Genomic DNA, 24,653 nt, shown 5'->3' with positions numbered 1-24,653 from the left:
CTCACCACTCCCCGAGGTGTGTCATCCGCTCCGCCACGCGCTCGGGCGTGGGGTGCGTGAGGTGGCCGGCGAGCTTGCCGTCGGCCAGGAACAGGATGCTGTGCGCGGCCGAGGCCGCGACCGGGTCGTGCGTGACCATCAGGACGGTCTGCCCCATCCCCTCGACGATCGCGCGGAGCAGGTCGAGCACCTGCCGTCCGGTGCGGGTGTCGAGGGCGCCGGTCGGCTCGTCGGCCAGCACGACCTCGGGCCGGGTGACGAGCGCCCGCGCGATCGCGACGCGCTGCTGCTGCCCGCCGGACAGCTCCGACGGCCGGGCTTCCAGCTTCTTCGCGATGCCGACGCCTTCGACGATTTCCCGCAGCCACTGCGGGTCCGGCTTCCGGCCGGCCAGGCGCATCGGCAGCGTGATGTTCTGCAGCACGTTCAGCGACGGCAGCAGGTTGTAGGCCTGGAAGACGAACCCGACGCGGGTGCGCCGCAGCTGCGTGAGCGCGGTTTCCTTCAGCTTGCCGATCTCGGTGTCGCCCAGCAGCACCCGGCCCGACGTCGGCCGGTCGAGGCCGGCCGCGCAGTGCAGGAACGTGCTCTTCCCCGAGCCGGACGGCCCCATCACGGCGGTGAACGTCCCGCGCGGCACCCCCACGGACACCCCGTCGAGCGCGGTGACGGCGCCGTCGCCGCGGCCGTACACCTTCCGCACCCCGGCCAGCTCCAGCGCATACCCTGTGGTCATCACGATCCCTTTCGTTCTGTACCACCAAAACTAGGATCGTGGCGGCGTCCGATCGATCCCGTGGGGAGGTGGATCGGGGGTAGCGCCAGCACCACCACGCCGGTGGGGTGTGCCCTGGTGGGAGACTTGTCACGTGACGACCCGCTTGCGCGCTTGCTGGTCGGCGGTGCGCTACCTGGTGGTCGGGGCGGCGACGTCGATGTTGTCGATCTTCGCCCTCATCGGGCTGCTCGTTGTGCTTGTGCTGTGCCCGTTCGGCATCGGGATCCCGTCGGTCGCGCCCGCGATCCGGTTGTCGCGCAAGGTGGTCGGGTTCGACCGCCGCCGCGCCGCCCGCGCGCTGGGCGAGCCGATCCCCGAGCCCTACCGCGACGGCAATCCCGTGACCGATCCGGCGACGCGCCGCGACGTCGCGTGGCTGGCGATCCACGCGGCGACCGGGCTGCTCCTCGGCGCACTGGCCTTCGGCCTGCCGCTGGGCGCGGTCCAGCAGGTCGTCACGGCCGCCGTCTGGCCGGCAGTGCCCGGTGGGCTCGAAGGGTCCATGGGGATCGTCGTGACGTCGTGGCCGACCGCCGGGCTGGCCGTGCTCAGCGGCGTCGCGATGGCCGGGGTGACGTTGTTCCTCGCGCCGGTCGCCGCGCGCTGGCAGGCGCGCACCGCGCGGTCGCTGCTCAAGCCCGGACCGGGTGTCGTGCTCGCCGACCGCGTCGCCGAACTGACGGCGACCCGGGCCGCCGCGCTGGAGGCGCACGGCGCCGAGCTGCGCCGCATCGAGCGTGACCTGCACGACGGGACGCAGGCGCGGATCGCCGCCGTCGTGCTGCAGCTCGGGATCGCCGGGCAGCTCTACGAGCGTGACCCCGAAACCGTGCGGGACCTGCTGGTCAAGGCGCAGGACACCGCGACCGACGCGCTGGCCGAGCTGCGGACGGTCGTGCGCAGCATCTACCCACCGCTGCTGAGCGAACGCGGGCTGGCCGGCGCGGTGCGTGCCCTCGGCGAACGCAGCCCGGTGCCGGTCGCGCTCACCGTCGAGGACGACAGCGGACGCCCGGCCGCGGTCGAGGCCGCCGCGTACTTCGTCGTGGCCGAGGCGCTGGCCAACGTGACCAAGCACGCCGACGCGTCGAAGGTCGAGATCACCCTCGGCGGCACCCCGGGCCTGCTGACCATCGACATCCGCGACGACGGCCGCGGCGGCGCCGAAGAGACCGGCGGCAGCGGGCTCGCCGGGATCCGGCGGCGCGCCGAGGCCTTCGACGGGACCCTCACCCTGACCAGCCCACCCGGTGGGCCGACCGAGCTGCGAGTGGAGCTGCCATGCGGGTCGTGATCGCCGAGGACGACGCCCTGTTGCGCGAAGGGCTGTCGCTGCTGCTGAAGACGTCGGGCATCGAGGTGGCCGCGTCGTTCGACAACGCGGAAGACTTCCTCGAGTTCGTCGAGAAGGACCGGCCGGACGCCGTCGTGATGGACGTCCGCATGCCGCCGACGCACCGCGACGAGGGCCTGCGCGCCGCCGTCCGGGCCCGCGAAATCCACCCCGGCCTGCCGGTGCTGGTGCTCTCGGCCCACGTCGAGACGAGCTACGCGGTCGAGCTGCTGGCCGACGGCGTCGGCGCGGTCGGGTACCTGCTCAAGGAGCGCGTCGGGAAGGTCGAGCGGTTCCTCGACGCGCTGCAGCGGGTCGCCAAGGGCGGCACCGCGATGGACCCCGAGGTGATCGGCCAGCTGATGTCCCGCAGCCGCGCCGCCGACCCGCTGGCCGCGCTCACCGCGCGCGAGCGCGAGGTGCTGGCGCTGATGGCCGAGGGCTACAACAACGGCACCATCGCCGAGCTGCTGGTCGTCAGCGACGGCGCCGTGCTCAAGCACATCCGCAACATCTTCCAGAAGCTCGACCTGCCCTCGGACGAGGGCGGCCACCGGCGGGTGCTGGCCGTGCTCGCCTACCTCGGCCGCGACAGCTGACGCCCTCGGGTAGTGCTGGCGCTACCCCGTTTCCGGGTGCGCGGGCCATCGAAGCGGCCGCCACGGGGTTCTAGCGTTCCGGCCATGGAAAACAACACCATCACCTCCGCCCGCACGATCGCCCCGGTCCTCTGGGTGGTCCTCGTCATCAGTGCCGGCGTCAACGGCATCGGGTCCGCGACGGGACTGGATTTCACCCTCCGCATGATCGCGGGCTCGGTCGCCCTCGTCTGCACCGTCCTGCTGATCACCTATTACGTGCGTCGCCGCAAGGCCAGGTAGTCGCCGAGCCGGGCCGCCGCGTCGAGCATCGCGACGCCCCGGGCCGTGATCCTCGCCTGCCAGTCGGCCAGGGCCCGCGACAGCTCCTCCGTGCCACCGGCCGTCCGGATCTGCTCGACCACCGCCGTGATCTGCTCCAGCGGGTGACCGCCACGCCGGAGCAGGTGGGCGAGCTCGGCGTCGCGGACGTCTTCCGCGCGGTAGACGCGGTAGCCCGTGGCCGCGTCGCGCGAAGGCGTCAGGATGCCGGCGTCCTCCCAGTTCCGCAGGGTCGCCGGCGTGACGCGCAGCCGGTGCGCGAGTTCGCCGATCGTCCGGGTGCCGGGGTCCGGCGCGGGTTCGCCGGGCAGGTCGCCGACCGCCCGCCGCACCGAGTCGAGGGTTTCGCGGTCGCGCAGCAGCTGCCCGTGGCCGCGGTCGATGACGAGCAGGGCGTCGTCGAGGTGGTCCTCGTGGACCGCGAGCATGACGCGGCCCGCCGTCGGGTGGCCGTAGCCCCTGATCAGGGCCAGGTAAGCGCGCAGCGCGGCCGCGTGCGCGGCGGTGTAGAGCCGGTAGCCGCTCGGGGTGCGGTCCGCGGGCGGCAGGAAGCCGTCCGCCTCGTAGTTGCGGACCGCCTGCGTGGACAGCCCGTGCTCCCGGGCGAGGTCGGCGGGTCTCATTGAGTTGAGACTTTACCGGGTTCTTCTTCGGTGGAGTCTCAACCGTTCTTTCAACGATACGGTTGAGTCTCATGAGTCAGGACATCCGAGACTTCGCCCCCGCCTCGTGCACCCTGCTGGGTTACGGCGAGCCGTCGCACCAGGAACCGGCGTTTCCCTTGCGGCGCAACGCACTCTTCGCCCGGCTGGCCGAACACGGCTTCCGGTCGATCGCCCTCGAGACCGACCGCGTGGCCGCCCTCACCGTCGACGCCTTCGTCCGCGACGGCGTCGGCACCCTCGACGCCGCGATGAAGGAAGGCTTCTCGCACACCTTCGGCGAGCTGGACGCCAACCGGCGCCTGGTCGCCTGGATGCGGGACCACAACGAGCACCTCCCGGCCGCGGACCGCCTGGCGTTCCACGGATTCGACGCGTCCACCGAGATGATGAGCGCGCCCAGCCCGCGGCGCTACCTCGAACACGCCCGCGACTACCTGGGCCTCGACGTCGACATCGCGACCCTGGCCGGAGACGACGAGCGGTGGAGCCGCACGGAGGCCGTCATGGACCCGGCGGCCTCGCCCGGCGCCACGCCGGAGGCCGACGCCCTGCGTGCGATCGCCGACGACCTGCTGACCACGCTCCACAGCCGCGCGCCGGAGCGGATCGCGGCGACGTCGCGCGCCGAGTGGGTCCGCGCCCGGACCTACCTGACCGCTGGGCTCGGCCTGCTGCGCTACCACAAGCAGGCGGCGATCGACGGCGCCGAACGGTATTCACGCCTCAGCGGCACCCGCGACGCGATCATGGCGCTCAACCTGCTCGACATCCGCGACCTCGAGGCCCGGCGCGGCCCGACGATGGTGTTCGCCCACAACGGCCACCTGCAGCGGAGCACGAGTACCTGGAGTTCGGCGCTGGCGAACCTGGTGTGGTCCGGCGCCGGTTCCATCGTGGGTTCGCTGCTGGGTGAGCAGTACGTCTTCATCGCCGGGAGCGTCGGACGCAGCGAGGCGCTCCGGCTCGGCGAGCCCGAGCCGGAGACCTACGAGGCCGCGCTGCAGGACCGCGTCGACGGCTGGGGCCTGGTCCGCGCGGTCGAGCCCGCCCGCACCCGCACCGACACCATCCCGGAGACGGGCTACTTCCCGCTCACCCCCGAGATCCTGGACGGCGCCGACGCGGTCCTGCACATCAGCGCAACGACCTGATTCGGGACGAGGGCCGCCCGATCAAGGCAGCGTCGATCCAGACCGTCGCCGCCACCGCCCCGAACACCGGCCCGGCGGCGGCGCCGACGTTCAGCGCCGCCGCCAGCGCAACTGATTCCCACGCCGAACAATCAGGGCCACCAAGGCCACAGCCATCCACACCGGCGCCACCACCGCTCCAAACACCGGCACCGACCTTCAACGCCACCGCCAGCGCAACTCGATTCCCACGCCGAAAAACCAGGGCCACCACCAAGGCCGCGGCCATCCAAACCGGCGCCACCACCGCACCCAGCACCGGCCCGACGGCGGCGCCGACGTTCAGCGCCGCTGCCGAAACCCGAGTCCCACGGCAAGAACGAGAGCCACCGCCACCAAGGCCACAGCCATCCACACCGGCGCCACCACCGCCCCGAACACCGACCCCGCGACGGCACCGACCTTCAACGCCGCCGCGACCTAAGTCCCACAGCAAGAACGAGAGCCACCGCCACCAAGGCCACAGCCAGCCACACCGGCGCCACCACCGCCCCGAGCACCGGCCCAGCGGCCGCGCCGACGTTCAGCGCCGCCGTCGCGTACGAGCCCGCCATCGTCGGCGCGCCCGGGGCCAGCCGCAGGATCCGCGCGATCACCGTGCCCCCGACGGCGAACGACAACGCGCCCTGGGGGAAGGCCAGGACGGGCAACGCGGCCGGGACCAGCGCCAGCACGACCCAGCCCGCGAGCAGCAGGAGCCCGCCGATCACGACGACCCGGCCGGGCCACCGGTCCGCGAGCCGGCCCGCCGCGCTCACCCCGGCGAAGCAGCCGACGCCGAAGAGCGCGAGGACCAGCGGCACCGGTGCGAGCCCGGCGGCCAGCGGTGCCAGGTAGGTGAAAACGCCGAACGTGGCCGCGTTGACCAGGGCGCCGAGCAGGAGCGTCCCGGCGAGCAGCGGACGTCGCAGCTCGGCGAGTTCGGTCCGCAGACCGAACGGCTTCGCGGTCACCGGAGGATCGGGAAGCCCCACGACCGCGGTCACGCACAGCAGCGCGACGGCCCAGAACGCCGCCCGCCAGCCGAACGCGGCGCCGAGCAGCGCGCCGCCGGGAATGCCGACGACGCAGGCGATGGTCGTGCCGCCGAGCAGCACGGCCAGCGCGCGGCCCGTCCGCTCCGGCGGCACGAGCTCGGCCGCGGCGGTCAGCGCGACGGCGAGGAACCCCGCGTAAGCCACCGCGGCCGGCAACCGCGTCACCAGCAACACCGCGAACGACTCGGTGAGGCCCCCGACGATGTGCATCACACCGAAGGCCGCGAGGAAGCACAACAACGCCGTGCGGCGCCGCCAAGACCGGGTCACAGCGGCCATCAGCGGCGCGCCGACGACCAGTCCGGCGGCGAACGCGGACGTCAGAAGTCCGGCCTGCGCCAGGGAAACCCCCAGCGAGCCGGCGATCTGGGGCACCAGCCCGGCGAGCATGAACTCGGACGTGCCCATGGCGAACACCGCCAGGGCGAGGAAAAAGACAGGAACGGGCACAGAAGGCTCCAGGGATCACGAGATCGGCAACGACTTCGTGGTCACCCGGGGACCCGGGCGCGTGGCCCGTGAAAGAGCGAGCTACCGGGCTGCCGGGACGACCGACAGCCCGGTCCTGGACGCTTCGGGGCTCGACACGCGTCCGACGATACCGTGGGTCACCGCGAAGGCGGGGGCTGCCCGCCGACCGCGGCCCACCACGCCACCAGCCGGTCGGCCATCCGGTCCGAATCCAGGGCCGCGGGATCGCTCAGCCCGAAGTGATCGGTGAGCTCGTACCAGAGGAACTCGCCGACCTCGGCGCGGCCGGCCCCGGCGGCCAGCCGCGACAGCAGCGGCGCGATCAAGCAGTCGTACTCGTCGTCCACTTCGTCCGCGACACCGATCGGATCCCACCGGTTCAGCAGGTATCGCACGTTGTCCTGGGCGTCCTCGGGCCGCACTCGCCTGGGGGTCAACGGAAACTCGCCCGGTAGGCGTGCGGGCTCGTCCCGACGATCCGCTTGAACCGCTCCCGGAACGCCGTGGGTGATCCGAACCCGGCCTCGCCGGCGATGCGGTCCACCGGGTACGCCGTCGCCTCCAGCAGGTGCTGGGCCCGCCGGACCCGGACCCGCAGCAGCCACTGCAGCGGCGTCGTCCCGGTCTGCTCGCGGAAGCGGCGGTTGAGCGTCCGGGTGCTCATCCCGGCGTACGCGGCGACGTCCTCGAGCGTCAGCTCCTTCGCGCAGTTCTCCTCCATCCACGTCAGCACCGGCTCCAGCACCGAGCCGCGCGGGGTCGGGGGCTGGTCGTGGACGATGAACTGGGCCTGGCCGCCTTCGCGCTCCAGCGGCATGACCGACAGCCGGGCCGCGTCGGCCGCCACCGCGGAACCGTGGTCGCGGCGGATCAGGTACAGGCACAGGTCGAGGCCGGCCGCCGCGCCCGCCGACGTCAGGAACTGGCCGTTGTCGACGTAGAGGACGTCCGGGTCGACGTCGATCGCGGGGTGCCGCCGGGCCAGCTCCGCCGCGCCGGCCCAGTGCGTGGTCGCGCGGAGGCCGTCGAGCAGCCCGGTCTCGGCGAGGATGAACGCGCCCGAGCAGATCGACGCGATCCGCACGCCCCTCGCGGCGGCCCGGCGCAGCGCGTCGAGGACCTCGACGGGCACCGGTGGGTTCGTGTCGCGGCCCGGCACGATGATCGTGTCCGCGTCGTCGAGACCACCGAGGCCGAACGGCGGCCGCAACGTGAACGCGCCGGTGTCGATCTCGGGACTCGCGCCGCAGATCCGGACCTCGTACCCGGGACGTCCGCTCGGCAGCAGCGTCCGGGAGAACACCTCGATCGGGGTCGCCAGGTCGAAGGGCACGACCCGGTCCAGCGCGAGGACGGCCACGATGTGCATGCCACCACGATAGGCCCGGCCTACCCGGCCGTCGGCGGCTCCGGGCGGAGGCTGCGCAGCATCAGGTTGGCGAAGTGCTCCCCCACCTGCTCGCCGGACAGCTCGCCGTCGGCGTGGTACCACATGTGGAGCCGGTGGATCGCGCCGTAGTGGTAGTTGATCACCAGGTCGGCGGGGACGTCGACGCGGAAGACGCCCGAACGCTGGCCTTCCTCGACGAGGTCGCGCACCCGCTCGTGGTAACGCCGGCGTTCGGCACGCACCTGGACCTGTTTGGACTTTTCGAGCAGCGGGAACGACTGGAAGAACACGGTCGCCGCGTCGAGGTCCGCAATGGACGTCACCACGACGTCGGCGATGATGGCGTGCAACCGTTCCGGCAGCGGCAGGTCCGATTCGGCGATGGTCCGCATCCGCTGGGTCTGCATCCGCAGCATCGCGGTGTAGATCTCCAGGAGCAGGTCCTCCTTGGACTCGAAATAGTGGTACAGGCCACCTTTGGTGACGCCGGCCGTCTCGACGATCTCGCGGACCGTCGTGGCCCCGAACCCCTTCTCGGCGAACAACCGCACCGCGGCCCGCACGACCTTTTCCCTGACCGCCATGTCTTCACCTTAAGTGAGGGGTGGGCCGGCTCGCGCGGCGCCGCGCGCCGGCCCACGTCTTCTCACTTCCCCAGCAGGTTCACCTGGTCGGGGGTGGCGCGTTCGCCGCTGTACGGCGTGATCGCGCCGGTACCCCGGTCGGTGACCGCCGGTGGCTGGATCACCGTCGTGGTCGTGTCCGGGTTGATCTTGAACACGTACCCGCCGGTGTAACCCGAGTGCGAGTCCTTCGAGAATCCGAACGGCGTCAGGCCCGGTCCTTTGAGGGAACCGGAACTCATGGCTTCGACGATCTTCTGCCGCGTCGGGTCGGGCCCGGAGGCCTTGAGCGCCTGCGCGAACGTGTAGGCCAGCACCATGCCGTAGAACAGCGTGTTGGTGAGCTGCTCCTTGGGGATGTACTTGTCGTGGATGCCCTTGAAGTAGGCGACCCACGGGTCGGACGTCTGCGCGACGTCAGGCAGGTAGCCGGTGCCGATCAGCCCGTTGAGCAGCTGCGCGCTCGACACGCTCGCGCCGCCGCGCTTGGCGAAGTCCTGCAGCAGCCCGGAAAGCGTCGCCGGGTCGGCGCCGATGCTGCTGACGACGAACTGCGGCTTGTAGCCGATCTTCGCCGCGGCCAGGATGGACAGCGCGGTGAACGCCGGGATGCACTCGCACACCACGACCTCCGCGCCGGCCGCCTTGAGCGCGGACAGCTGCGGCGTGACGTCGGTGTTGGCGCTGTCGTAGCCCTGCTTGGCCACCGTCTGGTCCTTGACGAACTGGTCGAGCCCGGCCTGGGTGTCCCGGCCGACGTCGTCGTTCTGGGTGAAGTACCCGACCTTCTTGCCCGCGAAGTTGTCCTTGATGTACTTGCCCTGGATCTTGCCCTCACGCGTGTAGTCCAGTTGGTACCCGAAGGTCATCGGCGCCTTCTGCGGGTTGTCCCAGGCGAGCGCGCCTGACGACACCAGCAGGTCCGGCACTCCTTCGGTGTTCAGGTAGTCGACCACTTTGGAGTGCGTCGGCGTGCCGAGCCCGCCGACGATCGCGAACACCTTGTCCTGCAGCACGAGCTTCTTGACGACCTCGACGGTCTTCGTCGGGTTGTAGCCGTCGTCCTCGACGCGATAGTCGATCTTGCGGCCGTTGATCCCGCCGCCGTCGTTGATCGCCTGGAACACCGCGCGAGCGCCGACGGAGATCTTGCTGTACCCGGGCGCGGCCGGGCCGGTGAGCGGCTGGTGGGTGCCGATCACGACGGAGTCCTTGGTGACGCCGACGGCCGAGTCCGCGGCCTGCGTGCCACTGGTGTCGGACTCCCCCGCACCGCCGCACGCACTCAGCGCCAAGGCCAGGACCGCGATTCCCGCGACGGTTCTACTGCTTCTCATGGGTCTCCTTCTGCTCGGCGGATCGACGGAGAAGTCCTCGTAGCCGCTGGAAGCCGCCCTGGATGCCGCGCGGGAAGGCGAGCACGACGACGATGAGGATCACGCCGTACACCGCGAGGGGGAGGTTGTTGGCGACGTCGGTGTTCAGGTGCAGGGCGTCGGCGAGGTCCTCCGACCACGCCTGGAAGTAGACGAGCGCGATCGCGCCCCACAGCGCGCCCCAGAGCGACCCGAGCCCGCCGAGCACCACGGCGGCCAGCAGGCTCAGCGACAGCGCGGGCGTGAACGAACCGGGCGCGGCGGTGCCGAGCAGGTACGCCTGCAGGCCACCGGCGAGCCCGCCGCACACCGCGCTGACGAGGAACGCCAGGATCTTCGTGCGCCCGACGTGGATCCCGCTCAGCGCGGCGGCGACCTCGTCGTCGCGGACGGCGCGGAAGGTCCGGCCGAGCTTGCCGCGCACGATGTTCACCACGAACACCAGCGCGACGAGCACGCTGAGCCAGACGATCCAGGTCTGCCACCGCAGTTCCGGGACCACGCCGGCCAGGCCGGCCGGTCTGCTGTGGACGGTGAAGTTCAGCCCGTTGCTGCCGCCCAGGAAGTCCTGGAACCGGCGGGTCAGCGCGGGCAGGCCGACGGCCAGCGCGAGCGTCGCCCCGGCCAGGTACGGCCCGCGCAGCCGGGCGGCGGCGGCCCCGGCCAGCAAGCCGCCGAGACCGCCGGCGGCCGCGGCGAGCAGGAGGTCGGCCCACAGCGGGAACGTCGGGACGCGGCGCACCAGCAGCGCGACGGTGTACGCGCCGATGAACATGAACGCGCCGTGGCCCAGGGAAACCTGCCCGGTGAGTCCGGTCAGCAGGGTCAGCCCGGCCACCGCGATCAGGTAGTAGCCGACGGTCGCGATCCGCAGGTTGGTGAACTCGTCGGTGACCAGGGTGAGCAGCACGACGACGGCCAGCGCGCCCAGCGCGGCCAGGATGTGCAGGACCAGGGGCGGCAGCCGGCGCTTCCCCGTACTGGCGGGCGAACCGGCCGGGGCCTCCGGGAGACTCGTGCGCACGCTCACACCCGCCTCGCCTTCGCCCGGCCGAACAACCCGGCGGGCCGCAGCGTCAGCACGATCACCAGGATCACCAGCGCGGCGATCGTCACCGTCTCCGGTCCGAAGTAGCCGGACACATAGGACAGTCCGACGCCGAGCAGGAATCCACCGGCGATGGTGCCCAGCGGGTTGTCGAGCCCGCCGAGCACGGCCGCGGTGAGCGCGTAGACGAAGACGCCGTCCAGCACGTTCGGGAAGAGGAACGGCGGGGTGGCCAGCAGTCCGGCCAGCGACCCGACGGCCGCCGCCATCCCCCAGCCGACGGTGAGCATCAGCCCGACCCGCACGCCGAGGGTGCGCGCGACGTCCGGGGCGAACGCGGCCGCCCGCATCCGCAGGCCGAGCGGGGTGTACTTGAACACCACCAGCACGAGCGCGGCGATCGCGAGCACCACCAGCACCACGAACAGGTCGTTGGCGGAGAACCGGCCGACGAAGTCGAAGGCATACGGGTACGCCAGCGGTTCGTTGGACCAGATCATCCCGGCGACCGCCTGCAGCACCAGCAGCAGCCCGAGGGTGACGATGATCGAGCTGAGCTCGGAGCGGTGGCGCAGCGGGCGGATCAGCAGCCGTTCGGTCACCACGCCCAGCAGCGTCCCGGCGACGATCGCGACGGCGAAGCCGAGCCAGTAGCTGCCGGTCCCCTTGGTCACCGAGTACGCGAGGTACGTCGAGATCAGGGCGAGCGCGGGCTGCGCGAAGTTCACCACCCGGGTGGCCCGGTAGATGATGACCAGCGCGAGCCCGAGGGCCGCGTAGACCGCACCGGCGGAGATCCCGCCGAGGGTCAGGTCGAGGAATTCCTGCATACCGGACCGTTCACCTCCCGTTTGATCAGCGTCAGAAGCCGAGATAGGCGTGGCGGAGGCCGTCGTCGGCCAGCAGTTCCGCCGCGGTGTCGACCGCCACCACGCTGCCGAGCGCGAGGACGTACCCGTTGTCCGCGATGGACAGTGCACTGTGGGCGTTCTGCTCGACGAGCACCACGGTGAGCCCGGTCGAGGCCCGCAGGTCGCGCAGGATCCGCATAATGCGCGCGGTGATCAGCGGTGCGAGCCCGAGCGACGGCTCGTCCAGCAGCAGCAGCTCGGGACGGCTCATCAGGGCCCGGCCGATGGCCAGCATCTGCCGCTCGCCCCCGGAGAGCGTCGCGGCGAGTTTGGCCGAACGTTCCTCCAGCGGCGGGAAAAGCTCGTACACCTCGCGTTTCGCGGCGGCGCGGTCGGCGCGGTCACGCCGCCACAGCGCGCCGAGGCGGAGGTTCTCCTCGACGGTCAGCTCGGTGATCACCCCGCCGCCTTCGGGTACGTGCGCGACACCGCCGCGGGCGATGCGGTCGGGCGCCCGGCCGGTCAGTTCCGTGCCGTCCCAGGTGATCCGGCCCTCGCGAGCCGGGTGCAGGCCGCTGATCGTGCGCAGCAGGGTGGTCTTGCCGGCGCCGTTCGCGCCGAGCACGGCGGTGATGCCCCCGCGGTCGACGGTCAGGCTGACGCCGTCGAGCGCGCGGACGGCGCCGTAGGCCACGGAAAGCCCTTCGATCTCAAGCACCGATCGCCTCCTCGGCGGGGAGCGCGTCGACGTCGAGCACCGGACGGCGCCTCGGCCGGATCGCGGGAGCACGTCCCGGCCACCCGGGGTCGGCCAGGCCGGCGGCCAGGCCGTCGAGCACCCGGCAGCGCCCCGGCCGGACTGCGTTGTGCGCCAAGGAAAAGTCCTTCACCTCAAGCACCGGGCGCCTCCTCGGCGGGGTCACCGAGGTAGGCCTCGGCCACGCGGGGGTCGGCCTGGATCTCGGCCGGGCTGCCCGCGGCGATCACCTCGCCGAAGTTCAGCACCACGACGCGGTCGCAGACCTGCATCACCAGGTCCATGTGGTGCTCGACCAGCACCACCGCCATGTGCCGCCGCAGCGACAGGATCAGCGTCGAGAGCTCGATCAGCTCGGCGGCCGAAAGCCCGCTCGCGGGTTCGTCGAGCAGCAGCAGATCGGGCTCGGCGACCAGCGCCCTGGCCAGCGCGACACGTTTGCGCACGCCGTAGGGCAGCACGCCGGGCAGGCGGCCGGCGAGGTCGGCGATGCCCAGCTCCGCCAGGGTCGCCCGGGCCCGGTGGGCGAGGTCGGCCTCGTCGCGGGCCGAGCGGCCGGCTCCGGCGAGCGCCGGGAGCACGCCGGAGCGAGCGTGGCGGCCCGCGCCGGCCATCACGTTCTCCAGCACGGTCAGCCCGGCGAAGAGGCCGAGTCCCTGCAGCGTCCGGACGATCCCGAGCCCGGCGAGCTGCTCGGGGCGGTGGCGGACCAGCGGCGCCCCGCGCCACAGGACGCGCCCGGACTGGGGGCGGACGAACCCGCAGACGACGTTGAACAGCGTCGTCTTCCCGGCGCCGTTCGGGCCGATGACGCCGACGACCGTGCCCTCGTCGACGCTCAGCCGGACGTCGCGCAACGCGGTGAGACCACCGAAACGCACGGTGAGGCCGTCGACCACGAGCAGGCCCTCGCCGGGAAGTGTCATCGATGACCCCTCAAGTTCTCACCATGTGGACCAGTCCGTACCGCGCGGTCGGTATGAAGAGGGTGGTGCGCGGGGCCAGCCGTGTCAAGGTGCGAACCGGCACCATCCGGATCTTCCGGGCCGGTCCGAAAATTTCGCGAAGGCGCCCCGCCGGGGCAAGCGCTGACGTCCGCGAAACGGCCGAAGGCGGGTGCGCAGAGTGCGCACCCGCCTTCGGCCGTTCGTACCCCTGGGCTCAGCCCCGGATCAGCCGCTGCTGGACTGCGGCGCGATCATCTCCGAGGCGTCGATCTTCGTCTGGATGATGCCCAGCTGCTGCAGCAGGTCCGGCACCCGCTGGATGCGGCGGGCGTCCAACGTGGACCCGAACGCGGGCATCACCATCAGGCTCGCGATGTCCTGGTCGACGCGGGCGTTGCGCACGACCAGCGGCTCGATCCGGCCGCGGTCCGCCGAGTCGCGGGTGGCGGCGAGCATCGCGCGCTGGAACGCCGCCATCGTCTTGGGGTGGTCCTTGACCCACTTGCCGGTGGCGCCGAACCCGGTCAGGGGGAACGCCTGACTGCTCCCGCTGGCGGCGTCGACGACCGGGTACGCCCCGGCCAGCTTGGCGGACTGGGTGAGAAAGGGCTCCGGCTGGTACGCGGCGTCGACCTTGCCCTGCGCCAGGGCGGCCCCCATCTCCGGCAACGGCATCGGGACCCACTGCACCTTGGTGTAGTCGACGCCGTGGTCGCGCATCACCGAGCGGGTCAGGATGTCCGAAGCGGCGTTCTTCGAGCTGATCGCGATCCGCTTGCCTCCCAGGTCGTTCACGGTCTTGACCAGCGAGTTCGGCACGGTGACAACCTCGTTGCTGCCCGGGCTCGCCGAAGTCGCGTCGGCCACCAGCTGGACGTCGGCGGTGCCACTGCTCTTGGCCAGGAAGAACAGCGTGTACGTCGACAGCGCGATGTCGTCCTGCCCCTTGGTCATGCGGGTCAGCGACTCCTGCCCGCTGGCGGCGACGTCGGTCTGCACGTCGAGCCCTTCAGCCTTGAAGTAGCCACCCTGCTGGGCGAGCCACAGGGTCGCGAGGTCGACAGCGGTGAAGATGGCGACCCGGATGGCCGGCTTCTCGACGTTTCCCCCCGCGGAACCGCTTCCTCCGGCCTGGTTGCACCCGGCCAGCAACAGCGTGGCGGAAAAGAGCACGGCGGATCGCCGTAGAAAGGCGCGTCGGAACATGACACTCCCGGAAAACACTGGACAGATCAGGGAAACCGGCCGGTATGGCCGAGATCTGCGGGACTGTAGATGACGCTTTCCGGAGTCGCAAATGTGTTGCCCACAAAGGAGAACACGTTATTTCAGGAAAAGATCCACCGGACACCGTTCAGGGCGGGGAACGCAAGCAACCCACCGGTACACAGCCCTGGAAATGAGCAACGGCAAATTGCAGAAGGGTTTTTACCGTCGAGGACGATCCCGATGCGCGCGCGGTCCGTCATCGGCGAACTCGCGGCTGACGCAGTCGCCGCGTCCACCGGGCGACCAGCCGGGCGAGGCGCTCCTCGGCCAGGCGGCGGTCCCGCTCGCTCTGGTGGGTGACGGTCGACAGCTGGCTGATCGGGATCATGACGGCTCCTCGTGTCGGGGGTGTTTCCGACAGGACGACGCCGCGGTCCGCCCGGATCGACAGGTCGCCGGAAAAACTTCCGGGAGCCTGTCGATTCCGGCCCGCGGCGGCGTCGGGTGGGTGAGAAGCTGCACCGGACGACCAGGAGGAGCCTTGCGGTACATGCTGATGATCTGCGACGACGGCGCGGAGCTGTTCAGCCCGCCCGAGATCGACGCCCTGCCCGAGTTCGTCGCCTGGCTGCGCGACGTCGAAGCGCGCGGCGCCACCCACGCCGGGACCCTGCTGCGGCCGCCCGCCGAAGCCGTCACCGTGCGGGTGCGCGACGGGCAGCGGCTGACGTCGGACGGCCCGTTCGCCGAGACGAAGGAATGGGTCGCCGGCTGCGAGGTCGTCGAGTGCGCGGACCTCGACGAGGCCATCGCGATCGCGGCCGCACACCCGTCCGCCGGGCGGTTCCCCATCGAGATCCGGCCGTTCTGGGAGGAGTGAGTCATGAAGTTCCTGATGTGGGTGTGCGTCGACCCCGAGCTCGTCGGCACCGCGGAAGACGCCCCGGACGACTGGGTCGCCTTGGCCGGAAGCCGCCGTCTCGAAGGCAGCCGGCTGCGGCCGGTCAGCGACGCGACGACGGTGTGGCCGCGTGACGGCGGCACGTTCGTCTCGGACGGCCCGTTCGCCGAGACGAAGGAGCAGATCGCCGGGTACGACATCCTCGAGTGCGCCGACCTGGCCGAGGCGATCGACGTCGCCGCGGCGCACCCGGTCGCGAAGTTCGGGGCGATCGAACTGCGGCCCGTGTGGGAGTAGCCGAAGCGGTCGACGAGGCGTTCCGCACCGAGTGGGGCCGTGTCGTCGCCACCCTGATCCGGGTCACCGGCGACTGGGACCTGGCCGAGGAGTGCGCCCAGGAGGCGTTCGCCAAGGCGCTGGCCACCTGGCCCCGGGACGGCGTGCCGCGCCGTCCCGGGGCGTGGCTGACGACCACCGCCCGCAACCGGGCCCTCGACAAGCTGCGGCGCGGCGCCGCGGAGGCGAACCGGCTGCGTGACCTGGCCGTCACGACGCCGGACGACGAGCCGGCACCGGAACCCGACGACGTCCCCGACGACCGGCTGCGGCTGATGTTCACCTGCTGCCACCCGGCGCTGCCGCTGGAGGCGCAGGTGGCGCTGACGCTGCGGACGCTCGCCGGGCTGACCACCCCGGAGATCGCCCGCGCGTTCCTGGTGCCCGAACCGACGATGGCGCAGCGGATCGTGCGGGCCAAGCGCAAGATCCGCAATGCCCGCATCCCTTACCGCGTCCCGCCCGCCGAGCTGCTGCCCGAGCGGACGTCGGGCGTGCTCGGCGTGCTCTACCTGCTGTTCAACGAGGGCTACTCGGCCAGCGCGGGCGCCGACCTGGTCCGCCAAGCGCTGACGGCCGAGGCGATCCGGCTCGCGCGTGTCGTCGTCCGGCTGCTGCCGGACGCGCCGGAAGCGGGCGGCCTGCTGGCCCTGATGCTGTTCCACGACGCGCGCCGCGCGACCCGCACCGACGACGCCGGTGACCTCGTCACCCTCGCCGACCAGGACCGCACCCGCTGGGACCGCGCGTCGATCGACGAGGGGGTCGGCGTCCTGGACGCCGCGCTCGCGCTCGGCAGGCCCGGCCCGTACCAGCTCCAGGCGGCGATCGCCGCGTGCCACGCGACAGCGAAACGCGCCGAGGAGACGGACTGGGCCCGGATCGCCCGGCTGTACGAGCTGGTCGCGCGCCTGAACCCGTCGCCGGTGGTCGAGCTGAACCGCGCGGTCGCGGTGGCGATGGCCGAAGGCCCGTCGGCCGGCTTGGCGCTGGCCGACGCCCTCGCGGAGCGCGGTGACCTGGCGGGCTACCACCTGCTGCCGGCCACCCGGGCCGACTTCCTGCGCCGCCTCGACCGGGCCGAAGAGGCGGTGGCGGCGTACCGGGAGGCGCTGGAACTCGCGCCGACCGACGCGGAGCGTCGTTATCTGTCGCGGCGAATCGGCGAACTCCAGTAACAAACCACCCCGCCGGGGAGACTCTGGCCGCGAATCGTGACGCGGAAGAGGGTGGGAACGATGACCGATTCCTGGAAGTACCGGCCGCCGCTGCTGTCGCCCCGGTTCGCCCACGAGGTGGCGCGCGCCGGCGACGACCTCTTCGTCATCGGCGGGACCGACGGGACCACCGCCCACGGCTCGGTGGAGACCCGCAAGGTGACGGGCAGCGGCGAGTGGCGCCACGCCAGCCCGATGCCCGTCCCGCGCGCCGCTCTCGCCGTCGGCGTGGCCGGCGGGAAGGTCTACGCCGCCGGCGGCACCGTCGGCGAGAGCGCCAGCGACGTCGTCGACCGCTACGACCCGCTGCTCGACGAGTGGAGCCCGGCGCCGCCCCTGCCCGCCCCGCTCGTCTCGGCGTCGGCCGCCGGTCTCGGCGGAAAGCTCTACGTCGCGGGCGGTAACGGCGCCGACGACCACGCCACGGACGCGGTGCTCGGCTACGACCCGGAGGAGAAGCGCTGGGACCCGGTGGCCCCGATGCGCACCCCGCGAGCCCGGTTCCGGCTGCTGGCGACGGAAACCCACCTGTACGCCATCGGCGGGCTCTCCGGCGGGCCGCGGGACGTGCTCGACGCGGTGGAGCGGTATTCCCCCGAGACGGACACCTGGGAACCCGTGGCCCCGATGCACAAACGGCGCGCGCTTCCCGGCGTGGCGCTGCTCGGCGACCGGATCGTGGTCGTCGGCGGCGCGCCGGCGGCCGAGGACCCGGGCGCGCGCGACCGCACGACCGAGGTCCTCGACCTGGGCACGGGAGCGTGGCACCTGCTCGGCACCCTGCTCCCCCACGGCCGGTCGTCGGTGGCCTGCGTCGCCGGCCCGCCGCACCGGGTCCTGGCGATCGGCGGCCGCGCGAACCTCTTCGGCCGTCAGGCCACGGTGTCCGACGTGCTCTCGCTGAAGGTGCCCTGACTCAGCAGAACCAGCCGGACTGGACCCAGCCCCTCTTGTTGACGTTCCCCATGGCGTACCCCTCGGCCCAGTCGCCGCTGGGCGAGTACCGCGACAGCTCGAAGTGGTCGCCGCGGTAGAGCGTGCCGACGATGACGCCGGCGGGCTGCGTCCGGACGTAGAGGTCCGTGGCGCAGATTTCCTTGACGGTCCCCGCCGAGGCGGCGGGGGCGAGCGTGATCGCCGCGGACACGGCGAGTACCGCGGCGGCGATGCGTGCCTTGGTCATGTCTTCCTCCCGGTCAGTCGAGGGAAAAGCAGCTGCGGAGCAGGAAGCCCCACTTGCTCGCGCCGTGCCAGAAGACGTCGGCCGAGTAGTGGTCCGACGTGATGTACCGGACGCCGATGTAGTTGCCCTGCACGAGCGTGTCGATCGGGTCGGAGTGCCCCTGCCCGGCGGTGTAGTTGCCGAAGAGCGTGGCGGTCGAGCAGGTGATGTGCGCGGCCCGGGTCGGCACCCACGGATCATCGATCGTGCCGGATCCACTTTGGACGGTCGCGGCCCCGGCGGGCGCGACGGTGAGCCCGCCCACCGCGACGGCCAACACCGCGGCCGCGCAGGCGCGTTTGACGCTGGTCAACGTCATCATGGTCCTTTCCTCAGCGGTTTCTCCGCTTCCCGGAAAAGAAGTACCGAGTTTTTTTGACCGGCGGAAGAGCGCGTCGTGACCAGGCGTGCACGGTTCGTGTCCTCTTGTGCAGCCGCCCAGGTCGGACGGCTCGACTTCGCCCATCGCCGAGCAGTCCGTCGAGGGCGCGCGGACGCGAGCTTGGGAACGGCTGTTCACCGGTTACCGCGCGGCCGCGGACGCCGCCGTCGCGCTTGTTCGGCGCAGGGATCGTGACGCCGCCCCGCGACTACCTCCTGCCGTCGTCTTCGAGGACGCCGTGGCCTGGCGACGCGCTGCGGCGGTTCTTCCACGACCACGGGCGGCGCGCGGAGCGGCTGGAACTCGCGCCGATCGTGCTGCGCGCGGCGCAGGACCACGGCGCCCGGCCCGCCGAAGCGCTGGTGCACCTGTCGATCGGCGGTGCGTACTTCCGCGAGGGCCGGCACGAGGAGGGCATCCGGCACTCGGCCAAGGCGGTGCCGGCCGGCCGCGCCTGCGGGTGGCGCGAGCGCGAGGCGACGGCCGTCGCGCACCTCGGGTCGATGCTCGACTGGACGGGCCGGCTGCCGGAGGCCGTCGAACACAGCCGTCGGGCGATCCAGCGCTGTCGGGCACGCGACCGGAGCCGCATTCGCCGACCGGTTCCTCGACGGGTTTGCCGCGCGGGCCACGGGTTGAGCCGAGCGCCGCAGGGCTGACCGGCCGCGCCACCCGCGCGGCGGCGGAAGCCGAGCACACCGCGAGGCCGACCGGCCCACGCCAGAGGCTGACCGAACTGTGCCGGCGGCCAAGCCACCCACGCCGCGGGGTGAACCGAGCGCCGCTGGGCTGAACGGCCGCGCCGGCAGCTGACCGCCACCGCTAAGCCAGGCTCGCCGCAGGCTAAACCACCCGCGCCGCCGGCCGAGCCGAGCACACCGCGGGCAGCGCGGCCGCGCCAACAACTGACCGAGCGGCAGCACCAGCCCAGACCACCCGCGTGGCGCGCTGAACCGAGTGCGCCGCAGCTGAGCCGAGCACGCCGTGGTCCGAAGAATCACCCGCGCCGCCAGCTGAACCGGGCACGCCGCAGGCAGAGCGGCCGCACCGACAACTGCCAAGCCACCCGTGCGGCGGGCTGAACCGGAAGCGTAACGAGACAAGCCGCACCACCCGCCGAACCGAACACCCGCGTCACGAGCCACCGGCCAAACAACCCACGCCACCCGGCTGAAGCCGAGCGTGGGTGTTACGTCACCCGGCGTGGCGCGACATACTGAAGGCATGCCCCGTCCCAAGCACGTCCCCGCGAGCGATCTTCGGCTCCCGGACGCACTGGAGCCGGGGCGGCCGAAAGGCGACCAGCTCCGCGAGATCATCGAAAGCGTCGCCACCGAGGCGGGGCCGGGGCGGCTGATGCCGTCCGAGCGGTTCCTCGCCGAGCACTTCCAGGTGGCCCGCGGCACCGTGCGGCAGGAGATCAATCGCCTGGTCGCCGACGGTGTGCTCTACCGCCAGCACGGCACCGCGACCTTCACCGCGCAGCGGCAGGCGGCGCACATCGACATGCTGACGTCGTTCACCGAGGACATGCAGGCCCGGGGCGTCGTCCCCAAGACGAAGGTGCTGCACGCCGAGGTGGAGAGCGCGGGCCCGCGCATCGCCGGGCGGCTGAACGTGCCGCCGGGGGCGCGGGTGTTCCGGCTGGAGCGGCTGCGCTACGTGGAGGACGAGCCGTTCGCGGTCGAACGCACCAACCTGTCGGTCGACCGGTTCCCGGACATCGAGCTGTTCGACTGGGAGACCCAGTCCCTGCACCGCACGCTCGAGGAACGCTGGGGCGTCCGGGCGGACTGGAACGACACGGCGATCTCCGCGGCCCTGCCCACCAGCCACGACGCCGGGTTGCTGGGCATCGAGGCCACCCAGCCGTGCCTGATCATCCAGGGCACGCTGCACGACCAGAGCGGCGGCGTGATCGAAGCGGGCCGCTCGCTGTACCGCGCCGACCGCTACACGGTCTTCACCCAGGCCCGGCGCAACGGCAGCTAGGCGTGGTGGCTCCGGAGCAGCTTCAGGCCGTGCTCCACCAGCGCGTCGGCCGCGTCCGGGGCGAACAGGGTCACGTACGACTCGTAGATGCCGTCCCGGTGCCCGGCCGCGTCCGGCAGGTAGCCCAGGTAACCGTCCGTGTAGCCGATCACCCGGGTGTGGCGGAACGGGCTGCCGCGGCGGATGCGCAGGCCCAGGGACGCGAACAGCTCGAACGGCGTGTGCAGCCAGGCGATCTCCCCCAGTGACACGACGCTGACCGGCACCTCCGCGCAGCCCGTCGGGCGGTCGGTGGCCGCCATCGCGGCGAGCATCGCGCACCCTTCGTAGCGGGTCTGGGCGATCCGGACGGCCGGGTGGTCCTCGCCGTGCCGGGCGAGTTCGCGCCGCCACTCGCCTTCGGCCGCCCGGCGCAGTTCCAGACTGTCCTCTATGGACGGTACGTCGCGGTAGGGCAGGTGCAGCGACGAGCGGGTCAGCCGGACCGGGCCGGTGGCCGCCGACGAGGACGCCGCCGCCAGGGCCTGGGCGATCGACGTCGCGAGGTGGCCGCCCAGGGTGGCGACCTCGTCGTGGTCACGGCCGCGCCGGACGAACCGGGAGCTCGCGTCACCCGCCGCGCCCTGCAGGAACGCCGCGACCGGACGGCCGATCAGCGCCGCCAGCTCGCGGCGGGTCGCGCCCGGCCAGTCCGCGGACCAGGTCAGGTTGTCCGGGCCCAGCACCGTGGGGTGGCTGGCGTAGTCGAACAGCAACGCGGCCGGGGTGTCGTCGTCACGCCGGAGCTCGAGCACGCCGAACGACGTGTCGTGCGGGCCGTCGGGGTCGTAGCGGTTGCTGCCGACGGCCTCGGACTCCCCCGCGTGCCAGCGGGCCCGGACGCGTCTTCGGCAGGCGCGCAGCAGGGCCGCGGCGCCGGTGATCTTCTCCGTCATGTGGTCGACCAGGCCGTTGTCCCGCTGCCCCGGCAGCCCGGGGTGCAGCTGGCCGGTCCAGCCTTCGGGCCCGGAATGGGTGTGCGACGCGCAGACGAGCACGCGCTGCGGGGCGATGCCGACGGCCTCGGCGACGGCGCCGGCCAGCGTTCGGGTGAGCCCGGCGTCCACGGCCAGCGCGTCCAGCGCCACCCACAGCACCCCGGGGTCGTCTTCGGTGGACAGCCAGATCAGCGACGCCTCGAGGTCGTCGTGGGTGCCGGTCGCGACGCCGTGGCGGGCGAGGTAGCCGCCGAGCGGGTGCCCGGGACCCGGCGTGATCCGCACGTCCTGCGCGGCGAGCAGGAGCGAGGCGGTCACCAGGTGGACTCCAGGACGTCGACGACGCCGTCGCGGCCGGCGGCGCGTGCCACCCCGGCCAGCTCGGTCACGTCGCCGGTGGTGTGCAGCAGGACCTCCAGCAGCATCGGCAGGTTCAGCCCGGACACCAGCTCGATGCGGGCCGGTCCCCGCGCGGCGAGCACGCGGACGGCGTTGAACGGCGAGCCGCCGTGCAGGTCGGCCAGCACGAGCAGCTCGGCGGCGTCGCCGGCCAGCGCGTCCAGCCGGGCGCCGAAGTCCTCCGGGCGGTCGCTCGGGTTCAGCTCGCAGACCTGCAGCCGCGACTGCGGGCCGAGGATCATCTCGGCCGCCTCGCCGACACCCGAAGGCAGGCTGCCGTGCCCCGCGAGAATGATCGGGATCGACATGACGGGCTCCTAACTCTTCGCCGGCCCGGCGGGTGCGAACCAGCCGAGCCACCCCAGTGCGACGCCGACGACCATGACGACCGCGATGATCCAGATCGGCCGCATCCGCGCCTTCGCCGCGAGCAGGTACACCCCCGCCGTCACCAGCACCGGCAGCAGGAACGGCACCAGCTCGTCGAGCCGGTCCTGGATCGCCACCGCCTGCGTCACTGCCTGTCCCTGGACGGTGGTGGTCTGCCGGTAGGTCAGCGTGGTGACAACCTTGACGATCGACGGGATGAAGCCGCCGAGCACCACGAACCCGAGCACCGTCGCACCCTGCGCGACGCGGGCCAGCGCGCCGGCCGCGAGGTGCCCGGCCAGCCGTTTCCCTTCACGGTACGCGAACCCGAACTGCCACCGCCGGATGAGCGCGTAGGGCACCAGCACCATGACGGCGGCGAACACCGGGCCGAGCCAGTTGCCCTGCAGCGCCCACGACGCGCCCATGGTGAAGATGATGCTGTTGTACATCGCGAAAACAAGGGTGTCGCCGATGCCCGCGAGCGGGCCCATCAGGGCGACCTTCGTGCCGGCGGCCGACGTCGGGGTGCCCGCTTCTTCCAGGGCGACGGCGGAGCCCAGGATCAGGGGCCCGCCGACGAGCACGGAGGTGTTGAAGAACTGCATGTGCCGCTGCAGCCCGGCGGCGTAGTCGGCCTTGTCCGGGTAGAGCCGGCGCAGCACCGGTTCCATCGAGTACGCGAACCCGAGCGCCTGCATCCGCTCGTAGTTCCACGAGATCTGGCTCGACCAGAAGTACCGGCGGTAGGCGCGGCGCAGGTCCTGCTTCGTCAGCCGGTGGTCCACAGTGGACTCTTCGTCCGCCGGAGCGGCCTCCGGCACGACCGCCGGTTCCTCGCGCTTGAACGTCACGAACAGCATCGCCACCGCGACGCCGACCAGCGCGACGCCCAGCACCGGCAGGTGCAGGTAGGCGAACCCGACGAACCCGATGAGCAGCAGGTACCAGTACTTCCGCAGCTCCATCATGCCGAGCAGCAGCGCGAACCCGACCGCGGGCAGCAGCGAACCGGCCAGCGTCATGCCGTTCACGAACCCGGTGGGGATGTTCGCCGTGATGTCCTTGACCAGCCCGCCGGACGCGGCGAGCGCGGCGAGGAACGTCGGGATCGCGCGCACCGCGACCCACGGGATGAGGCTGCCCCAGTGGATCATCGCCATCCCGCGCGCGTTGCCGTCGGCGGCGTAGGAGTCGGCGCGGTGCACCAGGCCGGTCGTCACCATCTTGCCGACCGGGTCCAGCGCGGACAGCAGGACCGCCGCCGGCAGCCCCACCCCGAGCCCGACCGCGACCTGCGCGGACGTGCCGCCGGCGGCGCCCGCGGCCAGCGCGGTGCCGACGATCGCGCCGGTCTGGTAGTCCGGGATCGTCGCCCCGCCGTAGGTGTAGACGCCGAGCGCGGCCAGCTCCAGCGTCGCGCCGATCAGCAGGCCGAGCAGCGGGTTGCCGGTGATCAGGCCGGCGACCGAACCGGCGATGAGCGGGCGCTGGGCGTAGATGAGGAACGGGCCGAGCCCGTCGTAGGTGCAGTAGACGGCCCAGACGGTCAGGGCCAGAGCGACGAGCATTCCGGGCTCACAGCCCCTTTCGATCGAGCAGCGCGACGAAGTCGGCGGCCTTGTCCTGGGGCATGAGCTGGGTGACGACCGGGACGCCGGCCGCGGCCAGCTTCCGGTAGCCGGCGGCCTCGTCCGCGGTGACCGCGATCGAGCGGGTGACCATGGTGTAGCCGCGGCCCGGCCGGGGCGCGGCGTTGCCGACGTTGACGACCTCCGGCCGCAGCCCGCCCTCGACGAGGCGGAAGAGGTCTTCGGGGTGCTTGGTGATGATCATGACGTCCGCGCCGGCGGGCGCGAGGAGCGTGTCGGCCACCGACAGCACCTCGGTGGGCAGCCCGCGAGCGGCTTGCGGGAGCAGGACCCGCTGCAGGTCGTCGGCGGCGACCTCGTCGTTGCACACGAGCAGCCGGCGCACGCCGAGACGGCGGGTCCAGGCGACGGTGACCTGCCCGTGAACCAGCCGGTTGTCGATCCGGACGTGCGCCCCCGCCATGTTTCTCCTCCCCAGTGGCAGGAGACATCCTGGTTCGTGCCAGTAGCGGTGTCAATACTGCGTGTGACCGGACACTCTTCGACCGCGAGGCAGCTCCGCGCGAGCCGACGGCAGGACCCCTCAGACCTCCCGTCGGCCCCGTGCGCGCGAAGCCCCCTCTTGGTACCCCGGATGGAAATTCCCGGACCCTCCCATAAAGGTATATACC

General features: G+C 72.1%; 30 protein-coding genes. 10 read left to right on the top strand and 20 right to left on the bottom strand.

The window, feature by feature from the left end; all coding sequences use genetic code 11:
- Position 1: 1 nt before the first annotated feature.
- A complete protein-coding gene (locus ACGFMK_RS17990) occupies positions 2–736 on the bottom strand; it encodes an ABC transporter ATP-binding protein (RefSeq protein WP_323332210.1) in 735 nt (244 codons plus the stop codon).
- A gap of 133 nt (positions 737–869) precedes the next feature.
- On the opposite strand from ACGFMK_RS17990, the gene ACGFMK_RS17985 reads away from it, so the two are divergent.
- From ACGFMK_RS17985 to ACGFMK_RS17975, 3 genes are all read left to right on the top strand, one after another.
- A complete protein-coding gene (locus tag ACGFMK_RS17985) occupies positions 870–2,072 on the top strand; it encodes a sensor histidine kinase (protein ID WP_392763988.1) in 1,203 nt (400 codons plus the stop codon).
- Complete coding sequence (locus ACGFMK_RS17980) at positions 2,060–2,710, top strand: response regulator (RefSeq protein ID WP_392763985.1); 651 nt, start codon at positions 2,060–2,062, stop codon at positions 2,708–2,710. The genes ACGFMK_RS17985 and ACGFMK_RS17980 overlap by 13 nt, the downstream gene beginning before the upstream one ends.
- An 84-nt stretch (positions 2,711–2,794) precedes the next feature.
- On the top strand, positions 2,795–2,992 hold the full coding sequence (locus ACGFMK_RS17975; RefSeq protein WP_392763982.1) for a hypothetical protein: 198 nt from the start codon (positions 2,795–2,797) through the stop codon (positions 2,990–2,992).
- Here ACGFMK_RS17975 and ACGFMK_RS17970 read toward each other — a convergent pair.
- The gene (locus tag ACGFMK_RS17970; protein WP_392763979.1) at positions 2,965–3,654 is read right to left on the bottom strand and encodes a TioE family transcriptional regulator; all 690 of its coding nucleotides are present in this window, start codon (positions 3,652–3,654) and stop codon (positions 2,965–2,967) included. The two genes, ACGFMK_RS17975 and ACGFMK_RS17970, sit on opposite strands and share 28 nt — an antisense overlap.
- Positions 3,655–3,725: 71 nt before the next feature.
- On the opposite strand from ACGFMK_RS17970, the gene ACGFMK_RS17965 reads away from it, so the two are divergent.
- Positions 3,726–4,847, top strand: coding sequence for an erythromycin esterase family protein (locus ACGFMK_RS17965; protein ID WP_392763977.1), 1,122 nt, complete (start codon positions 3,726–3,728; stop codon positions 4,845–4,847).
- Positions 4,848–5,290: 443 nt separating this feature from the next.
- On the opposite strand, the gene ACGFMK_RS17960 is transcribed toward ACGFMK_RS17965, so the two are convergent.
- The 12 genes from ACGFMK_RS17960 to ACGFMK_RS17905 form a co-directional block, all read right to left on the bottom strand.
- A complete protein-coding gene (locus ACGFMK_RS17960; RefSeq protein ID WP_392763974.1) occupies positions 5,291–6,373 on the bottom strand; it encodes a Cmx/CmrA family chloramphenicol efflux MFS transporter in 1,083 nt (360 codons plus the stop codon).
- A 158-nt stretch (positions 6,374–6,531) separates the two neighbouring features.
- On the bottom strand, positions 6,532–6,831 hold the full coding sequence (locus ACGFMK_RS17955; protein WP_392763971.1) for a hypothetical protein: 300 nt from the start codon (positions 6,829–6,831) through the stop codon (positions 6,532–6,534).
- Positions 6,828–7,763, bottom strand: a complete 936-nt coding sequence (locus ACGFMK_RS17950) for a GlxA family transcriptional regulator (protein ID WP_392763968.1) — start codon at positions 7,761–7,763, stop codon at positions 6,828–6,830. Before ACGFMK_RS17950 ends, ACGFMK_RS17955 begins: the two co-directional genes overlap by 4 nt.
- A gap of 20 nt (positions 7,764–7,783) precedes the next feature.
- The gene (locus tag ACGFMK_RS17945; protein WP_392763966.1) at positions 7,784–8,368 is read right to left on the bottom strand and encodes a TetR/AcrR family transcriptional regulator; all 585 of its coding nucleotides are present in this window, start codon (positions 8,366–8,368) and stop codon (positions 7,784–7,786) included.
- Positions 8,369–8,430: 62 nt separating this feature from the next.
- Entirely contained in the window at positions 8,431–9,744 is a 1,314-nt protein-coding gene (locus ACGFMK_RS17940) for an ABC transporter substrate-binding protein (RefSeq protein WP_392763963.1), read from the bottom strand.
- A complete protein-coding gene (locus ACGFMK_RS17935) occupies positions 9,731–10,807 on the bottom strand; it encodes a branched-chain amino acid ABC transporter permease (RefSeq protein WP_392763961.1) in 1,077 nt (358 codons plus the stop codon). The genes ACGFMK_RS17940 and ACGFMK_RS17935 overlap by 14 nt, the downstream gene beginning before the upstream one ends.
- Before the next feature lie 2 nt (positions 10,808–10,809).
- The gene (locus tag ACGFMK_RS17930) at positions 10,810–11,661 is read right to left on the bottom strand and encodes a branched-chain amino acid ABC transporter permease (RefSeq protein ID WP_392763958.1); all 852 of its coding nucleotides are present in this window, start codon (positions 11,659–11,661) and stop codon (positions 10,810–10,812) included.
- Between the two features lie 31 nt (positions 11,662–11,692).
- Positions 11,693–12,400, bottom strand: a complete 708-nt coding sequence (locus ACGFMK_RS17925) for an ABC transporter ATP-binding protein (RefSeq protein ID WP_392763955.1) — start codon at positions 12,398–12,400, stop codon at positions 11,693–11,695.
- Positions 12,393–12,557, bottom strand: coding sequence for a hypothetical protein (locus ACGFMK_RS17920; RefSeq protein ID WP_392763952.1), 165 nt, complete (start codon positions 12,555–12,557; stop codon positions 12,393–12,395). Before ACGFMK_RS17920 ends, ACGFMK_RS17925 begins: the two co-directional genes overlap by 8 nt.
- A 16-nt stretch (positions 12,558–12,573) precedes the next feature.
- On the bottom strand, positions 12,574–13,365 hold the full coding sequence (locus ACGFMK_RS17915; RefSeq protein ID WP_392763950.1) for an ABC transporter ATP-binding protein: 792 nt from the start codon (positions 13,363–13,365) through the stop codon (positions 12,574–12,576).
- Positions 13,366–13,611: 246 nt separating this feature from the next.
- Positions 13,612–14,592, bottom strand: coding sequence for an ABC transporter substrate-binding protein (locus tag ACGFMK_RS17910; protein WP_392763947.1), 981 nt, complete (start codon positions 14,590–14,592; stop codon positions 13,612–13,614).
- Between the two features lie 259 nt (positions 14,593–14,851).
- A complete protein-coding gene (locus ACGFMK_RS17905; RefSeq protein WP_392763944.1) occupies positions 14,852–14,983 on the bottom strand; it encodes a hypothetical protein in 132 nt (43 codons plus the stop codon).
- Positions 14,984–15,136: 153 nt separating this feature from the next.
- Here ACGFMK_RS17905 and ACGFMK_RS17900 point away from each other — a divergent pair, with 153 nt between their 5' ends.
- From ACGFMK_RS17900 to ACGFMK_RS17885, 4 genes are read left to right on the top strand one after another with little or no spacing between them, the layout of a single operon-like run.
- Entirely contained in the window at positions 15,137–15,475 is a 339-nt protein-coding gene (locus ACGFMK_RS17900) for a YciI family protein (RefSeq protein ID WP_392763941.1), read from the top strand.
- A 3-nt stretch (positions 15,476–15,478) separates the two neighbouring features.
- Positions 15,479–15,793, top strand: coding sequence for a YciI family protein (locus ACGFMK_RS17895; protein WP_392763938.1), 315 nt, complete (start codon positions 15,479–15,481; stop codon positions 15,791–15,793).
- Positions 15,784–17,010 carry an RNA polymerase sigma factor gene (locus tag ACGFMK_RS17890; RefSeq protein WP_392763936.1) on the top strand — a complete coding sequence of 409 codons (1,227 nt, stop codon included), beginning with the start codon at positions 15,784–15,786 and terminating at the stop codon, positions 17,008–17,010. The genes ACGFMK_RS17895 and ACGFMK_RS17890 overlap by 10 nt, the downstream gene beginning before the upstream one ends.
- A gap of 60 nt (positions 17,011–17,070) precedes the next feature.
- The gene (locus ACGFMK_RS17885) at positions 17,071–17,964 is read left to right on the top strand and encodes a Kelch repeat-containing protein (RefSeq protein ID WP_392763933.1); all 894 of its coding nucleotides are present in this window, start codon (positions 17,071–17,073) and stop codon (positions 17,962–17,964) included.
- 1 nt (position 17,965) lies between these two features.
- Here ACGFMK_RS17885 and ACGFMK_RS17880 read toward each other — a convergent pair whose 3' ends face one another.
- Positions 17,966–18,232: a hypothetical protein gene (locus ACGFMK_RS17880; RefSeq protein ID WP_392763931.1), complete on the bottom strand. Its 267-nt coding sequence runs from the start codon at positions 18,230–18,232 to the stop codon at positions 17,966–17,968.
- 13 nt (positions 18,233–18,245) lie between these two features.
- The gene (locus ACGFMK_RS17875; RefSeq protein ID WP_392763928.1) at positions 18,246–18,593 is read right to left on the bottom strand and encodes a hypothetical protein; all 348 of its coding nucleotides are present in this window, start codon (positions 18,591–18,593) and stop codon (positions 18,246–18,248) included.
- Positions 18,594–18,844: 251 nt separating this feature from the next.
- On the opposite strand from ACGFMK_RS17875, the gene ACGFMK_RS17870 reads away from it, so the two are divergent.
- Together ACGFMK_RS17870 and ACGFMK_RS17865 are read left to right on the top strand one after the other, a co-directional pair.
- The gene (locus ACGFMK_RS17870) at positions 18,845–19,312 is read left to right on the top strand and encodes a hypothetical protein (protein WP_392763925.1); all 468 of its coding nucleotides are present in this window, start codon (positions 18,845–18,847) and stop codon (positions 19,310–19,312) included.
- 565 nt (positions 19,313–19,877) lie between these two features.
- Positions 19,878–20,645, top strand: a complete 768-nt coding sequence (locus ACGFMK_RS17865; RefSeq protein ID WP_323332174.1) for a GntR family transcriptional regulator — start codon at positions 19,878–19,880, stop codon at positions 20,643–20,645.
- Here the strand turns inward: ACGFMK_RS17865 and ACGFMK_RS17860 are convergent.
- Genes ACGFMK_RS17860 through ACGFMK_RS17845 form a run of 4 tightly spaced genes read right to left on the bottom strand, consistent with a single transcriptional unit; the run spans position 20,642 to position 24,445 of the window.
- A complete protein-coding gene (locus ACGFMK_RS17860; protein WP_392763922.1) occupies positions 20,642–21,940 on the bottom strand; it encodes a hypothetical protein in 1,299 nt (432 codons plus the stop codon). The two genes, ACGFMK_RS17865 and ACGFMK_RS17860, sit on opposite strands and share 4 nt — an antisense overlap.
- On the bottom strand, positions 21,937–22,329 hold the full coding sequence (locus tag ACGFMK_RS17855; RefSeq protein ID WP_392763919.1) for a PTS sugar transporter subunit IIA: 393 nt from the start codon (positions 22,327–22,329) through the stop codon (positions 21,937–21,939). Before ACGFMK_RS17855 ends, ACGFMK_RS17860 begins: the two co-directional genes overlap by 4 nt.
- A gap of 9 nt (positions 22,330–22,338) precedes the next feature.
- Positions 22,339–23,961 (bottom strand): PTS system mannose/fructose/sorbose family transporter subunit IID, encoded by a 1,623-nt coding sequence (locus ACGFMK_RS17850; RefSeq protein WP_392763916.1) that lies wholly within the window; start codon positions 23,959–23,961, stop codon positions 22,339–22,341.
- A 7-nt stretch (positions 23,962–23,968) separates the two neighbouring features.
- Complete coding sequence (locus ACGFMK_RS17845; RefSeq protein ID WP_392763913.1) at positions 23,969–24,445, bottom strand: PTS system mannose/fructose/N-acetylgalactosamine-transporter subunit IIB; 477 nt, start codon at positions 24,443–24,445, stop codon at positions 23,969–23,971.
- Positions 24,446–24,653 lie beyond the last annotated feature (208 nt).

Source organism: Amycolatopsis sp. NPDC049252, assembly GCF_043197175.1.
GTDB lineage: Bacteria > Actinomycetota > Actinomycetes > Mycobacteriales > Pseudonocardiaceae > Amycolatopsis.
The sequence above is the reverse complement of the archived record's forward strand: the minus strand, read 5'-3'. Positions and strand labels throughout refer to the sequence as shown.